Annotated in this window: 11 protein-coding genes; 3 read left to right on the plus strand and 8 right to left on the minus strand. The window is 56.2% G+C overall.

The window, feature by feature from the left end; genetic code table 11:
* Positions 1-989: 989 nt before the first annotated feature.
* Complete coding sequence (locus tag EV281_RS29445) at positions 990-2,180, plus strand: IS481 family transposase (protein ID WP_132658320.1); 1,191 nt, start codon at positions 990-992, stop codon at positions 2,178-2,180.
* Between the two features lie 69 nt (positions 2,181-2,249).
* Here the strand turns inward: EV281_RS29445 and EV281_RS29450 are convergent, their stop codons facing one another.
* From EV281_RS29450 to EV281_RS29480, 8 genes are all read right to left on the minus strand, one after another.
* Positions 2,250-3,383 carry a tyrosine-type recombinase/integrase gene (locus EV281_RS29450; protein ID WP_132658321.1) on the minus strand — a complete coding sequence of 378 codons (1,134 nt, stop codon included), beginning with the start codon at positions 3,381-3,383 and terminating at the stop codon, positions 2,250-2,252.
* Positions 3,352-3,522, minus strand: a complete 171-nt coding sequence (locus EV281_RS31350; protein WP_165911995.1) for a hypothetical protein — start codon at positions 3,520-3,522, stop codon at positions 3,352-3,354. The genes EV281_RS29450 and EV281_RS31350 overlap by 32 nt, the downstream gene beginning before the upstream one ends.
* On the minus strand, positions 3,523-8,502 hold the full coding sequence (locus tag EV281_RS29455) for a tape measure protein (RefSeq protein WP_132658323.1): 4,980 nt from the start codon (positions 8,500-8,502) through the stop codon (positions 3,523-3,525). It lies immediately after the preceding gene.
* Positions 8,503-8,504: 2 nt separating this feature from the next.
* A complete protein-coding gene (locus EV281_RS29460) occupies positions 8,505-8,918 on the minus strand; it encodes a hypothetical protein (RefSeq protein ID WP_132658325.1) in 414 nt (137 codons plus the stop codon).
* Between the two features lie 31 nt (positions 8,919-8,949).
* Complete coding sequence (locus EV281_RS29465; RefSeq protein WP_132658327.1) at positions 8,950-11,415, minus strand: DUF5906 domain-containing protein; 2,466 nt, start codon at positions 11,413-11,415, stop codon at positions 8,950-8,952.
* 387 nt (positions 11,416-11,802) lie between these two features.
* A complete protein-coding gene (locus EV281_RS29470; protein WP_132658329.1) occupies positions 11,803-12,609 on the minus strand; it encodes a hypothetical protein in 807 nt (268 codons plus the stop codon).
* A 91-nt stretch (positions 12,610-12,700) separates the two neighbouring features.
* The gene (locus EV281_RS29475) at positions 12,701-13,417 is read right to left on the minus strand and encodes a hypothetical protein (protein WP_132658331.1); all 717 of its coding nucleotides are present in this window, start codon (positions 13,415-13,417) and stop codon (positions 12,701-12,703) included.
* A gap of 37 nt (positions 13,418-13,454) precedes the next feature.
* Positions 13,455-13,754: a hypothetical protein gene (locus EV281_RS29480; protein ID WP_132658333.1), complete on the minus strand. Its 300-nt coding sequence runs from the start codon at positions 13,752-13,754 to the stop codon at positions 13,455-13,457.
* A 113-nt stretch (positions 13,755-13,867) separates the two neighbouring features.
* Between EV281_RS29480 and EV281_RS29485 the strand changes: the two genes are divergently transcribed.
* Complete coding sequence (locus EV281_RS29485) at positions 13,868-14,104, plus strand: helix-turn-helix domain-containing protein (RefSeq protein WP_132658334.1); 237 nt, start codon at positions 13,868-13,870, stop codon at positions 14,102-14,104.
* 636 nt (positions 14,105-14,740) lie between these two features.
* Positions 14,741-14,932 (plus strand): hypothetical protein, encoded by a 192-nt coding sequence (locus EV281_RS29490; RefSeq protein WP_132658336.1) that lies wholly within the window; start codon positions 14,741-14,743, stop codon positions 14,930-14,932.
* Positions 14,933-14,988: the final 56 nt, after the last annotated feature.

Here is a 14,988-nt window from a genome sequence, read left to right on the forward strand (position 1 = left end):
GAACTCCGTTCGGGCTACGCCCTCTCTGCGTTCCACCGCTGCTGCAGAGTCTCATCTTGATTGACGCTTCGTCTCATCTTGATTGTCGCGCTGCACCACGCGAATGAACGGGTCGACCGGTGCCCATAGCTAGTTCGGTAATCCTCCCTGTTTTAAGTTTGGTTGTAGGACTCCAATCGCCGCGGCCGTCAGGCCGCCGATTGCTTCTCACTAGCAACTGGCGATGGGAGAAACGGTGGCAGATTTCAACAACAGAATGGCTTGTTTACTGGCAATCTCGGTTACGACGCCAACGGCTTTACCGCCGCCGCGATCTGGACGAATGCCCGCGGCCGCGGTTCAATCAATGGCGACATCCACACGAACAACGCTTTCGGTCATGATAGATTATCGACATCGACACTTGTTGGGTCGACCCGGCCAATACCGACAAGTTCATGAGTGCTTCTGGGATTTGTCCCCCCCGCTTGCCGCAGTCGGAGAAGGTGAAGTTGGTCGCCTCATCCCTGCCACCTCCTAGGCGCGGCGCCGACTCCGCGTTCACCAGAACGCGATTGAAAGTAATCGCTGTGTTACCCTTGCGGCGCGCCGATCCTCGCAAGGATGACTAAATACAAGCTGTCCGTTTGCGGTTTGCCGTGCGTTTGCAGAGCCACTACGGCCTCCATCCACGCATCGTCATCCGGCAGAATAGATCATCGGTTCTCCATTGAGTCGTTTGGAACGAGAAGAGAACATGCTGCACGGATTTTCTGAGCAAACTCGCGTTCTGTTCTGGGTTAAGCGCAAGGGTGAGGGGCTCGTTCCAGGTTTCCCTTTAGAATCAAGGGGCGTTTTGGGAGGTTAGGTGAGGGGATTCCCACGCTGAGCGTAAGCGGGCTGAAGCAACTGTATGAAATGTCAATTTTCAAAGTGCCCGACCTGAGAGATAGGTGACGATTTGTACCGGAGACATGGGTGACACTTTTCGTTTTTTGCGGGAGGTGTTGATGCCGTGGAGAGAGACTTCGGTCATGGATGAGCGTCTTCGATTTGTCGCCCGGTTGCTGGAGGGCGAAGGGATGAGCGAGGTTTGCCGGTCGTTCGGGATCTCGCGCAAGACCGGCTACAAGATCTTCAATCGCTACAAGGAGGACGGGCTGGAGGCCCTGACGGACCGGTCTCGGCGACCGGTGCGCTATGCCAATCAGTTGCCCGAGCCGGTTGAGGCGATGATCGTGCGCTGCAGACAAGACAAGCCGCACTGGGGCGCGCGCAAGATCCGCGAGCTCCTGGTCCGCCGTCTGGCCGGCGACGTGCGCATCCCGGCCAGAAGCACGGTGCACGCGGTGCTCGACCGGTACGGCCTAGTGAGCCAGGCCCGCAAGAGGAACCGGGCGAACAAGGCCGTGGGCACGACGCTCTCGATAGCCGTCAGCCCCAACGATCTTTGGTGCGCCGACTTCAAGGGCGAGTTCAAGCTGGGCGACAGCAGATATTGTTACCCCCTGACGATCACCGACCAGGCTTCGCGCTATCTCCTGTGCTGCGAGGCCTTCGAGACGACCCGCGAACGCGGCGTCTTCGATGCCTTCCGGCGGGTCTTTGCCGAGCGTGGGCTTCCGCTTGCCATTCGTTCCGACAACGGCCTGCCATTCGCCAGCCCGAACGGGCTCTACAATCTCTCGAAATTGTCGGTCTGGTGGCTCAGGCTCGGCGTCGCCTTCGAACGCATTCGCCCCGGCCACCCGCAGGAGAATGGCCGCCATGAACGCATGCATCTGACGCTGAAGAAAGAAGCCACCCGTCCGCCAGGACGCAATATTCTCCAGCAGCAAATGCGCTTTGACGCGTTCGTCAGCGAATTCAACACCGAAAGACCGCATGAGGCCCTGTCGATGAAGGTCCCGGCCGACGTCTACAAGGCTTCGCCGCGACCCTATGAGGGGCTGCCCGAGATCAGCTATCCCTTCCACGACCGCGATGCCATCGTCACCAACTGCGGCCGTCTGTGCATCCATCGTAAGAAGATCAACATCTCAACCGTCATGGCCGGTCAGAGGCTCGGCCTCAAGGAGGTCGACGACGGCATTTGGCTCGTCAGCTTCTTGCGCTATGATCTCGGATATATCGATCTGGAACAGAGGACATTGCAAACCATCGACAACCCGTTCGGCACGAGGTTGTCACCCATGTCTTAGGGACAAGCTGTTACCTATGTCTCCGGGTCGGACAAAGGAGGTCATGGTGGGCGATGAGAGACTGCGATTCTAATTTTTTGCCTTTGATTTCGTTGAGGTTTTCGATTTAATTCCCTCACCTAATTCAGGGTGAGGGGAAACTATGTTCCCGATCTGGTCCGCAACTATGCGGCTGGCCTCAATTCCGAGCCGTTTGCGGTCGACACCTTTGGTGTAGATTTCTGCAGTCTGAATATTCGTCCAACCATATTGAGCGAGCAGATGATGAGTGGCGGCGCCGCCTTCGGCCGCCAACGTTGCGCTGAGCTTTCGCAGCCCGTGAGCTGACTTCGAAACCTTCGCATCATTGCACGCAACGCGGAACCAGTTGCCGAAACTCTCTTTCACGAAGGGCCTACCGATCGATGACTCGATGAGGTGCAGGCCCTTGCGTGGGGTCGCCTCGATAATGCGAATAAGTTCATCGGACAGCTCCACCGTGACTCTTGCACCGGTTTTCACTGTATCAATGGAAAGGACGCGACCAGAAATGTGTTGCCGGCCGGCGCGGACAACATCAGATCTGCGAAGGCCAGCGAGAAGCATAAGCTCCATAGCCAGGCGCTCGTGCGTGCCGATGGCATGTTTAGCCCGAAATGCAATTACGTCCTCATGTGTCCAGGGGGCGAAACCCTCGGACTCATATTCGGGAAGATCGACACCGATGGTCGGATCAACCGAGACCAACCGCATTTTCTTCCCCCACGCGAACATAGCACGCATGGTCTTGAGGAAGTTTGCCGCGGCGGCGGGTGTCTCATGGCGACGATCAACCCCTGCCTGAAGAACGTCTTGTGTGAAGCCGGTCAGTGCCTTGTTCTTGTTGTCTTTCAGCACTTGGACCATGATCAGCGACTGCTGTTTCTTCGTAGCGTCGCTGTATTTTGCCCACTTCGCGCTCTCTGTCGTGTAGCGGTCCCAGAGCCACTGCAATGTGCCTTCATAGACCTTCTCGATTTCCACCGGTTGGCCGCTTAGCGCCGCGGCATAGGCAGCCTTAAAACCAGCATCGGCCGGATTAGGCAGTCGAATTCGCTTGCCCTTACCAATGCGGAAATAGAAAACCCATTTGTCGTGACGGGTTTTTTGCTTGTGAACGAAGAGTGGAAGTTTGCGCGGCATTCCGCCACTATCACAGGACAGGCCGTCCATAATCAATCCCATTTTGCAACTGCTTCGACTCTTCCGGGATCACAGTAATCGTTGTGTCACCGATTTTTATCTCGAGCCGGCAGCCTGTTTGCTTGGCAACTTGCGCAGCGCGGATCATGTCCGCTTTCCGGATGAGCGCGGGCGTCGTCATTCAAACCCCCAACATCTTTCGAATGGTTTGAGCGTTGTTCTTGATGTGGGTGATGACGACTTTCTCGCCGTGCGAGCTGGCAACAGCGTTCGAAAGATCGCGTTCGTTGAGAACCAACACCTGTTTGATAGGCTGGCCGCCCTTCGATTCTGATGGCTTTTCTTTGCCGGAGTTGAAGCGATGACGTGGATCCTGTTCGGTTAGAACCTCTTCGTTCTTCTTCAAAACAGCGGGAACCTCATCAGGACGCAGACCGGCAATACCGCCACTATGGTAACGCATTGCATTGGCGAACCATTCCGGAGCGATCTGGCGAGACATGTTGCCCCCACCGACCGCGGCCGATCCGACCAGGCCGCCCGTGTGAGCGGTAATGGCTTTCGCCACGCCGCCGAGACCTTGAGCAGCTGTGCCAATTGGCCCGCCGATGCCCGCCAAGGCGTTCAAAATCATCTGTTGTAGGATCATCGCTGCGATCTGGCGCAGGAAGTCGGCGGCAAATTGCAAGAAGGCCTGGCCGAGTGCCTGGAACGCGTTGGCGCCATTGGCAACCGATTGCGCGAAATTGTCGAAGGCACCAACAAGACCATTCGCGAAAGATCCGACCAGTTCCTGGATGTTCGATGCTGAGAGCCCGAACGCGGTCAGGCCGCTGCCAACCTTAGCGGTGTTCAACTGTACCTTCTGAAGCTGCGCGACCATTTTCTCGTCGCCGAGGGCTCGCGCGAGCTCCAATGCCTTGGGAATAGCTGCGCTCAGCTGGTCGTTGACACCCTGCAGCTGAGTGACGAGCTCCTGCGTGCGTCCGCTGTCGCCAGCGTTTTGGGCCATATTAATTTCTTGGAGGAGGTTTTTGCGCTGCTGATCGAGGCCGATGATATCGTTCAGCTGCTCGCGAGCTTCTTGCTGGTGGGCCTTTAGCTGCTCGTCTGCATGCGCGGAATCGTACTTGGCAGCCGCCGCTTCACGGATAGCGTCTCGCTGTGCCTGGCTGAGGGTCACGCCTTCCTTGATCGCTTCGTTTTCAGCTTGAGCGAGCTCGCGCGCAATGACGGCTTCCTTATTGGAGTCCTTGCGGGCGTCCGCCTCGTCTTTCATCGCTTTGACGCGGCCGCTGATATCCTGGTCGAAGGCTTCCTGTTTGGTCTGACCTCCAGACATAATCGGGGAGCCGCCACCGATGGCCTTGTTTGCCCACGCGATCAGATCAGCGGCCGTCGTGTTGTCTTTAATGACCGTCGGATTGGCAGCAGTCGAAGCGGGTTGGACGAGATTCTTGGCGAGTTCGTCAGGATTGGCCAGGACAACCTTGATGGCATCGCCGGCGCCAAGGAAGTGCGCGAGATAGGTATTGGTATCGGTGGGAGCCACGCCCGCGTTTGCGAGCTGCATCTGGTTTTGCTTCGTGAGCTCCTCGAGGATCGGCCGGGCATAAGCTTCGTTCGATCGGTAGGCAAGTTTCTGCGCGTCCGCCAGCTGCGATAGGGCGGGGAAGAGCCGATTGAAGATCGGCAGCCAGGTGCCTTCGGTAAATTGGCCGATGCCGCGGGCGCTCGAGGTGGAAGGACCGGTGCCATCCTGCCCGCCTTCCTGCCGGATAATGCGATCGATGAGACCTCGGCGCGTGTCCGGCAATGTGTCGAACTGCTTCTGCATGAAGGTCTGATTGATGCCGGCGACGGCTTCACCGTAAGCCTTGGTCGCTTCAAGCGCCTGCCCCATACTGGTCGCAAGGTTCACCGCGTCCTTGTACTGCTTTTCCAGTCCCTTGAGCGCCTCGAGTTTTTTGAGCTCTTCACCGACACCGGGAATATTCTCGCGCATGTCGAGAAGCAGCTTGTTGAACGCTGTCGCCTTGCCCTGATAGTCTAGGTTCTGCGACGTCTCTTGTGCAGATTTTCCGAGGCCTAGAAGCGCCTTGTCGGCGTCAGTCGCGGTCCCGTTCATCTGCCGAACCAACGCTTCGGCGCTGGCGATAGCATCACCAAGATCCTTCAGGCTCGTCTCGCCTTCGCCCGCATTGTTGACGATATTCAGGATCTCAAGCGCGACTTGCTTCAGCTGCTCGTCGGCCGGATTAAGCGCGATATCGTTGAGGGCGCTTTCAAGCTCTTTGACAGTAATTATGCCTGAGCGGGCGGCTTTGAGGGCGTCCTGAAACTGCGCAAGCTGGCGGACCTGCGGAGAGTCGGTGGGGAAATCACTGAAGGCGTAAGTGAGCCTTCTGCTCGACTCCTCGGCCGAGGCCGCGGTCTTGTCGAACTGCTTCTTGAGATCCTGGACGCTCGCGATGGCTTGAGCCATGGTGACGCCGCTGATCTTTTTCGCCCAATCGCCTGCCTTATCGCCTGCCGCATTATACGCGGCGACAACGATATCGACCTGGCGCTTGTGTTCTTCAACAGCCGAGGTGGCATTGCCAATGCTGGTCAGCCAGGTTCCCACTGCGTAAGTCACAGCTGTCAAAGCAATACCAATCGGACCGCCGAAGGCTGCCAGCAGCGCGCGAAAACCCGTGGCTGTCGCGACAAGAGCTGTCTGCAGACTTCCCACCGCGCCGGCCAAGCCGAGAACGCCAGTGCGAGCGAGAGCGCTCTGACTCGTCGAAGCGAGCAGGTTTTGACGGAAGCTGCCGAGCGAACTCACGCTCTGCGCCAGAGCTCGCCCGAACATAGTTTGCGAGTTCGTTGCTGCTTGGGTTCGAGGGCCGACAAGTGTCAGCTCGCGATTGAAAGCCTGCATCGCCGACACTGCCTGCAGCATTTTGCCAGCAAGGCCTCCGAAGAGCTCGGCGACTTTCGCCGCTGCAAACACCTTCAGAGCAGCGGTGATTAGATCGAAATACTTCGGCACCTCAGCCAGGATCTTGATTGCCTCGCCAACCGCTTTGCCGATCGCAGTGAAGGCGTCTCGGCCGTCGCTCGACTGAGCAAACGCATGGAAGGATTGAAGGGCGGATTGCAGCGCCGGTACAAAGCCGGTTGCGACAGCAATCTGTGAGGATTGGACGTCATTCTGAAAGCGGCCGAGATCTGTCGTCAAGCTCTGCAGCGAGGCGCCGAGCTGCGGGCCAAAACGCCTAGTCAACTCGTCGGCGAACTTGAGAAGAGTGGAGCGATCAGCAAGGACGTCACCCTTCTGCATCATCTGATCCAGTTCGGCCGTTGATTTGCCGATTGCCGAAGCGAAGATGTTAAAGGCGCCCGGCAGACGCTCGCCAAGCTGGCCGCGGAGTTCTTCGGCGGAAACCTTGCCCTTCGAGATCATTTGGGTCAGTGCGAGAAACACTCCTGATGTCTCGTCGACTGATAGCTGGTTTACGCGTGCTGCCTCGGCGAGAGAGACGAAAATCTTGCGAGTGTCTTCGGTGGTAAAATTCGCAGCCCGCGCGGCAACGGCGAACTTGCCATATTCATCGGCCAAAGTACCAAAGCTGATGCCGAGCCTATCGGCCTGGTCACGTAAGAAGGCCACTTCAGTCGCAACTTTTCCAGTGTCCTGGTTGAACACTGAGCCAAGGCGGCTTTGGACAGCTTCGAGTTGGCGAAAAGAGTCGACGGCGCCGGAAACCTGACCGAGTGCCGCCTGGAATCCGACATAGCTGGCGGTCAGCCCAAGGATCTCGCTTCGGATCGACTGAAGCACCGAAACGGTGCGGGCATCTTCCTTGCCCACGGTCGCGAGTGCTCGTGCGAATGCAGACGTCTGACCTGACGCGCTCGCCATTGCCGCGCTGATCTGCTGAGCAGCTGGCGTGATTTGCCGGATGGCATTGGCTGATCGACTGAACTCCCTGAAAGTCGCGTTCGCAGATCCTCCCAAGCTCGCGAGAGCCTGCCTCTGCGATTCGTATTCCTGTTTGGCGAGCCGAGCCTTCGCTTGGGCGGCGCCGAAAGCTGCACCGAGTTCTTCGGTAGGAGCCTCGGCAGCTCGCATCTGTTGAGCCAGGGCTTTGACATCGGTCTGAGCGGAGACCCACTCGCGGCGTGCCTCGAGCACGGCACGACGCTGAGCCGCAAGAGCCTGGATATCTACACCGCCAGCAGCCACGGCAGTCGCCGAGGTATCGCTTGCCGTCTTGACGTTGGACAGTCCTTCGATACGCGCCTTGGCTGCTGCGAGATTGGCAGCCATCCGCTGAGCAGCCGCACTCACATTCTCTTGCGTGATGGCGACATTGCCGAGCGCCTCACCGGCCTTGGCGGAAACACCGCGGATGGCATCGAGCTCGGTACGAGCCTTGCCGAGATCCTCACGTTCACCCGAAAGCGAAGCCGCTGTCCGCGCGACTTCATTGCCGAGCTGGTTCTGAAGAGAGGTTGCTGCCGATACCTGCGGGCGCAGATTTTTGACAGCATCGGAGGATTGCTTGAGCGCGGCCTGATATTGATCGATCTGGTTGATAATCTCGGCCTGGGCAGCTTTCTGTGCCGGCAGATCGGCAGAGATGAAAGCACCGGCCGATTTCGCGGCAGGGCGAACAAAATGATCGGGAGTCGTCCCAAGCTGCTTGTTGTAGCGCGCTTGATTCTGCTCAGCCTGCCTGACAAGCTTATTGACCTCTGCCAGTTCTTTGCGGCTGGCGGCGAGAGCGTTCTTGTTGGATGCGAGCGAGTTTTCTTCGGCAGCCAGTTGAGCCTTAAGGCGCGTGGCTGCCTGTGCCGCGGCATCACTGTCGCGGGCAAGCTTTGCAAGTTCACCGGCATTGCTGCGCAGTGAGCCTTCCATGCGAGTGACAGCAGCTGTCGCCTTGTCGAGCTCAGCCGCGACTTTCCCGGCCGCTTGAAGCTTGCTGAGCTCACCCTCGAATTTCGAAGCTTGGGAGGCGATCTTACCAAGGGCGTCCGAGGTTTTCCCGGCTCCCTTGGCAACGTCGTCCATATCACCGACGTTCTTCTTCAGCGCCTTCGAGATTTTGTCGAGTTCACTGGAAGCCCGGTCTTTCGCCCTGATAACGAGATCGATATCTTTACCGGCCATTGTCAGTGTCTCCGATCGCTGCCGGTTGAGAAGACCGAGGTTTCACGAGCTTTCGCGACTGCCAAATTGACGATGTGTGCGAGAATTTCTTCGAGCGAGCGTCCAGGGAAGGTGGCGATTATCGTTTGATGTGCGCAAGCGATCCGAAACAGCTGGCCTGATTTCGCGATCTTCTCACGAGCGATTCCGGTGCCGACTGCAGCTATGGCGTCGATGACAAGTCCGCACCGCTCGAAAACTTGGCCCGCAATATGATCGGCGATGGGATCAAGACCGGTTGTTGCCGCCTGTGCGGCATATGCGTCAACGATATCCGCGATATTGCTGGGACCGAGTTCGTCGACGATCGCGTTTACCTCGATCTCAGTTAGAGCTCTGGTTTTCGGAGCGAGGAACGCTGTAAGGATATCAAGCATCTCGGTCACCTTCGTGTAGTCTATTCAACATTTAGTTGAATAGATCGTCATCATTGAAAGTATTGCGGGAATCAATGGGAAGATCAATGGCGTTATCCGGCCAGTGGATTTCGGCGCCTATCCAGCGATCAAACTCGTCACGGCAGTCGTCTAGTTCAGGGAAAATGAAAAAATGCCCGTTCCTGTCCGATGACCTCAAACGTCGTGTGTTGAGAGAGGGCAGGAGCGTCTTCAGAGACTTCGTGAACGCGATCTCACTCAGCTCGATGCCATCGTAACGGCGGTTGCGCAGCCATCCGGAGTAGTTGCCGCGGAACGCGGATTTCTCGACTTCGATCGGTCCTTGCTGCCACAGATCATAGTGATTGCCTTGGCCGTCTACCTTCCCAGACTCCAGAGTTTCAAACCAAAAGCGCTCGACGTTCTTCAGACCTTCGACTTTCTGCTCAGCTAGTCCCTGCGTGTCGGGAACCTTGCGGACTTGAAAATCAGAAATGTCTCGGCTCATCAGGAGGGCGAGTAGCGCAGCCGGCCCGCCACTCTGCATTTCGGCCCGCAACGCCGCGAAATATCCATGATCGCCGATACGATGGTCTGCAACGTTCAAAACGAAGAATCGTCGTTCGTCAGCGCCACTTGCGGGCACAACCCAATTCTCATTCGACGATATGAAGATCCGGAGCATTGACCGGACAGGGAACGCATTCATTCCCTTCGGTTCTATCATTGCATCTTCACTGGTGATGATGGCCTTGAGACTGCCTTCATCGCGCTTGTCGCCAGCCCAGAAGCCTTCCTGTATGTGGAGCAAGAGGCAGCTTGCCTGATGGGCGTTAAACTTGCCGAAAAACTGGTCTTTCTGCCAAACGGTTATGTAATGAGCCTTGATAATCTCGCCCGTATATGCGGCTAGGGTATCCTTGCCGCTGCCACGGAGGCCCTTCACTACGAACGCAACGCCGGGCTTTTCCTCTGGCCGCTGGACTAGATGAGCCAGCCAGTTAAGCGCATAATTGAAGTGCTCCTCGTTGCCGTTGCAGACGACTCGCAGCAGATGATCCAGAAAAAGCGAGCAGGATCTGGTATCGTCGGGTTCGACTGAGAAGCCTTGCCAGAGATTGAAGGCACCTTCTACCTGCCGGTTCGGCGCGAAAACGATGCCGTTGGGATAAGATCGACGATGCTTCGAGCGCATCCATTGCTTGGATACGGGCTCAGTAGTGCTATCTTTCGGCACGCGGTCGTTTTCGTAGTAATTGTGCAAGTCGCCGACTGTGCAAAATGAGACCTGTTTGCCAGGTGAGTGGTTGAGGATCATCGTCCTGCCGCCCAATCTAACGACAGCATGAGCCTTGTTCATCCTGGCGATCTTCGGCGGTGCGCCGCGGCCGAGCTCGAACTCGACTTCCGCCTTCTTTAGCTTCAGCTGTGATTTCGACAGCTTTGACCTCTCAGGACCGTTCCCGGCGCCAAGGAGATCGTCGAACATGTCTGTTCGGCTGTCGTCGACCTCCTCGACATCGTCGAAGTCATCCTCGATGGAGTCCAGCTGGCGCTCTGCGCGCACTTCCCGCGCGACCGCGACAAGGCTGGCCATGCGGAATGGCGCCTGTGCCCGGTTCCTGAACGATTTCCAGACGCGCTTTTGGTCCTTCTCGTCGAACTTCTCGCTGATCCTGGAATATTTGCACCACGTCTCGAAGCCGAAGTCGGAGCCGTCGGTCTCATGATGCAGAGCCATACCGACTCGCATCCACTGGTCGCGATCCTCGAACCATTCCGCGGCCGGCAGATCGTCAAGGACGGCGATTATCTCGTCTTCATCAAGGCCAAGCGGCTGCTGGCGCTCGGGGTTAGGCTCACTCTCGTCTCTATCTTCGGTGATTCGAGCGACTGCCGCGGATGGCAGGATCGGGCCGATGCCCATATCCAGCATGTCGAAGTCGAATTCGCTCAGCCAGCGATACGGCTGTCCGGTGTCAGGATGGATGGAGGGTGGAATAGCCGCCTGCGCACCGGTTGCGAGGAGATGGAGTTCCCAATCCCACTTCTTGACGTCGCGCTGCTTGCTTTCATCCCACACCATGGCGAAACCGTCGCTATGGGCGAACTTCTTCGGCGGGAACGGCTTGTCGGTAAGGATATAGAAGTGGCGGCTCTCACCACCCGAGCCCGAGATAACGGTCGGGACTGAGTCGAGATCGAGTTCCGGAAGCAGTTCGAGGAGTTTTTCGCGCGCTTCGTCGACCTTGGACGGCACGCGGATGTCGAAATCAATGATGTGCAGGTAGAGGCCTGCGACCACAGACCATTTGCCGAGACGGACGCCGACATTATTGCCGTCGCGATATGTGCGCTTGAGATCCGCGAGCGATGCGACGGGCTTGGCAGCCCAATCGTTTCCGATCGGCCTTTTTGATTTTGGGTGCAGCCATTGCAGAGCGAATCCGGCTTTCGCCAGGCGCTCGATTTTGTGGGGGAAGGCTATTGCAGTCATTCGCTATTCCACATTCGGTTGAACGGCAGGACGCAGTCAGCCGTGGCGCGTTAAGGCGCGTCTGTGATTTCAGTTGTCTCGGTGGTGGCTAGTGAACCGTGGGTGGCGGAACGGTTGACACGAGATTATTTAGGCCGAATGACCCGGCGATTTCCGGCATATTTGGCTTCCCGAAAACCGCATAGGTCGCCGCTTTGCCATCCAGGGAATAGACAGTCAGAAGGTCCATTGTCGACGCACGGTCTTCACCGAATTTGGCGGCTGCTTCCTGCCTGCAGCCCGCTTCGTATCGGGCTTGGCGACGAGCAGATTCCGAACTTTGTCCCTTTGAAACGAGCTCGGCCGCCCGATTGTCACGCCAGTTTTTCCAACGCTTTGCGAGGCCGCTCATAGCCCAGCTTCTTCATCGAAGAGTTCAGCGTGCAACGCTCCCGTAGCGGCTGCAAATCCTGGAAACGCTGCCTTTTTGGTTACATTAAGCCACGCTGGCCGAAGCGGAGAGTCGAACCTTACGGCTTCGCTGAACCGTGTCAGGAGATTCCAGCCATGCTTTGGATCATGCTTATTGAAATCCGGATGCTCTTCAACAGCGATAATAGCCGCAAGTCCGTCGTGAAGGTCGTGAAGACGGTGCCGAAAATTCTCAACTACATTTGCGTGCTTCGCCCGCAACCAGTTTTCGGTCGATCTTGCGAGATTTTGCTGCAGCTTCTCACGCCGTACCTGCAATTCCTTATTCTTCGCTTCAAGGAGCTCGATCACGCGCGCCGCGGTTCGGCATTCTTTGTCAGAGTCCGCGATCACCTTGCGCAGCAGAGAGAGGCGCTCGTGCTCCTCTGTCATTGCTGCTTCAGTTTCCGAAAGAAAAGCGCGAACGTGGCCCGTTTCGATTTTCGCTTCCAAGGCGTCGGCTTCGGCAGACCAGTTGGCTGAACGCTGCAGCGTCGACGATGCACGGTCGATCCTTGTGTTGTTTTGTGCGATCTCGGAGTCGACGTTTGCCACCATACGCGAATCTTGCTCACGACGTGCGCGCAGCGAGAGCAAATCACGCTCAGGTGCCAAGGGAGTATAACTCGTCGGCATCTCATTCGGTCTGAAATTCCCCCTTGAAGGGGAGGGTGGAGTCGGGCGCATCTGCCCTGCGAGATATTCTGGGTCAGTCGGATCGATATGACGCTCACTGATAGGCATCGGGATAACCTCAAACTGTAATCTGACAGCATGAGAACCGATGGACAGCGTGAATGCAAAACAAAGCGTATCATAAATGGAAATAAGCTATTTATGACGGAGCCAGTGCCTTGAAGCCGGGTCGCAGATGCCCGAGTGAGTCCCCGAGTAGGTCACCAAACAAATGATCGGTCATAGCGAGAGATTGTCGGGTGAACAGCAGCCCACGCAAGTGTTTATCAACCGCCCTATCGGCCAAGTTTTTGAATTTGATCCTCTCGTTTTCCAAGTCCTTGTGCTCTTTCGGATCATCAGAGCTGAAATCATCGATCGTTTTCCCCTTCTTGTTTCGATATTTTTCAGTGCTGTTGAACTTCTCAACAACCGGGAAAAGGTCTTGGAGCCGAGGATAGAAGGATTTTTTATCGAGGTCTTGTGCACCTGCCTTCTGTGCAAACTGATCATGAATAAAAAGCAGGTGCCTCTCTTGCTCAATTGTCCAGAAGGACCACGACGCTCGAGGTTTCTTGGAATCTGAAGCAACCCGCAGTGCCTTAAAGAGGTAATGGGAGTGATTGGCGATCATTTCGTTGATGAAGTGGCCATGCTGCTCGAAAATCCCGTGTTCTATAAGACTGCTTGCAATGTCCAGCAGCGCGGCGGTGCTGGGTGACCGGGACGGATTTGAATACCTGCGTTCTTCAGCTTGAAGCAGCCGCACCGCCTCACGGGCATCGGCTGACAAAACCTCGAGGCTGGCGATATAATGAAGCGGCACCACGTGCACCGCCTCAGGCTCAATCGTTAAATCATCATCTTCGGACGTCATCAGTGTTTCTTCGGGATGTTCAATCAATGGCTCGGCACTATCGCGCGAGGTAGCAATCGAGAATATCGCCTGCCTCTGTCGTAGGATCAATCGGGGCGACACTCGACTTCATGAGATGTTCGGCAACACGTTGGACGAATCCTGTTTTGACGCCAGTTGGCTCGGTCTCCGAATAGAGACTTTTGAGAACGCGCGCGAGCAGAAGAGGGTTTTCGTCACGCATCATCCGCACTGTTAGCGCGTCAGCCAGTTCGCGCCCCTGGCGGTTCTGGTCTGCCCAAGTGTTTGCAGTTTGGGTCTGGTTTGCGATCGGGAGAGTTTTGATCATCATGCCCATGCTTTGCTCCTTTATGGCGGTTGATATTTATTCAAGTGAAGTTGAATTAACCACAATCGGAAGATATGTCAACTGCGCTTGATAAAATATCAGTCACAAGGTAGAAGGTTCGTATGATAGAACCTGATCAAATCCGTGCCGCCCGCTCAATGCTCGGGCTAACTCAAGCCGACCTAGCGAAAGCAGCCGGCTTATCGACCACCGGTCTGAATAACATCGAACGTGGAACGGCCGACCCAAAAGCGTCCACGCTGCGAGCCATCCAGGGCGCCTTGGAAGAGGCGGGGATTGTCTTCCTGAACGAGGGTGAGACCGCTGCAGGTGGGCGAGGGGTTCGTCTGCGCGGCTGAGCGGTCTACAGGCATTCGGCGCTTTCATACCCCATTGCCACAGATGCCATAGTGCTGCCACAGAACCTCGCGGCTCAAAAATCACAAATTATCGAACGATTCCAGCCATTTGCCAGCCGTGCCACAGGTGCCACGGTGGAATAGGCAAATCGCTAATACGTGCGTACACACAAAATGCGGAATGGTTGAATTCTCGCAATGTCCCATTGTGCAGCTATCAAAGATTTTACGGTGATTTGAAATTCACTGTGGCAACTATGGCATCTATGTCAATATATTGAAAATAAATAGAAAACAGTGACACAGATGGTTTCTGAATTGCCATGGTTGCCACAGATTTCTGAAATTGATTGAGTGCACAAAGGACATAATCCAGAAAATTTCTGGCAAAAAATTTTTATGGAGCGGGGCTCAGCGCCCCTCGCCGTGCACTGTAACGCAAAATGGGACCCGAAGCGAACCTGTCTCAATGTCTCTTGTGCGGATGACCGGTTAACGCTGTCCATTGTACAGATCGACGGACTCCAATGTCTATTGTGCAGTGTCCCTTGTTTATACCTTCATTCTGAGAGTCGCATTGTACAGAGGCTTGAGCATACTGTCTCTTGTGCGGAGCCTGCGTGAGGAGAACCTGCAGTGAAAGACGTGCCATCTAATGAGCCGCCAACGGGCTCGATCGCTGACAGCGATGCTGTTGTGCCCGGCCTTACACGAGAACAATCGGCCGAAAAGGCAGAGAAGGTCCTCAAAGAATGGGTGATCGCACTCGCTAAACGATGTGCGCAGGAAGACCATATGGATTCCAACCGCGACCAGATTCCTCATTAAGCTGTTTCAAAACTCCCCGAATTCGAACAACCCTCTTGACGAGGGACGCTCCGCAA

Source organism: Rhizobium sp. BK418, from assembly GCF_004341105.1.
Classification (GTDB): Bacteria; Pseudomonadota; Alphaproteobacteria; order Rhizobiales; family Rhizobiaceae; genus Rhizobium.

Bases quoted from the DNA above. Each gene is read 5' to 3' on its own strand.
- EV281_RS29475 (WP_132658331.1), bottom strand. From the start codon at position 13,417: ATGACGTCCGAAGATGATGATTTAACGATTGAGCCTGAGGCGGTGCAC.
- EV281_RS29485 (WP_132658334.1), top strand. From the start codon at position 13,868: ATGATAGAACCTGATCAAATCCGTGCCGCCCGCTCAATGCTCGGGCTA.
- EV281_RS29480 (WP_132658333.1), bottom strand. From the start codon at position 13,754: ATGGGCATGATGATCAAAACTCTCCCGATCGCAAACCAGACCCAAACT.
- EV281_RS29465 (WP_132658327.1), bottom strand. From the start codon at position 11,415: ATGACTGCAATAGCCTTCCCCCACAAAATCGAGCGCCTGGCGAAAGCC.
- EV281_RS29455 (WP_132658323.1), bottom strand. From the start codon at position 8,502: ATGGCCGGTAAAGATATCGATCTCGTTATCAGGGCGAAAGACCGGGCT.
- EV281_RS29470 (WP_132658329.1), bottom strand. From the start codon at position 12,609: ATGCCTATCAGTGAGCGTCATATCGATCCGACTGACCCAGAATATCTC.
- EV281_RS29450 (WP_132658321.1), bottom strand. From the start codon at position 3,383: ATGGGATTGATTATGGACGGCCTGTCCTGTGATAGTGGCGGAATGCCG.
- EV281_RS29460 (WP_132658325.1), bottom strand. From the start codon at position 8,918: ATGCTTGATATCCTTACAGCGTTCCTCGCTCCGAAAACCAGAGCTCTA.
- EV281_RS29445 (WP_132658320.1), top strand. From the start codon at position 990: ATGCCGTGGAGAGAGACTTCGGTCATGGATGAGCGTCTTCGATTTGTC.
- EV281_RS31350 (WP_165911995.1), bottom strand. From the start codon at position 3,522: ATGACGACGCCCGCGCTCATCCGGAAAGCGGACATGATCCGCGCTGCG.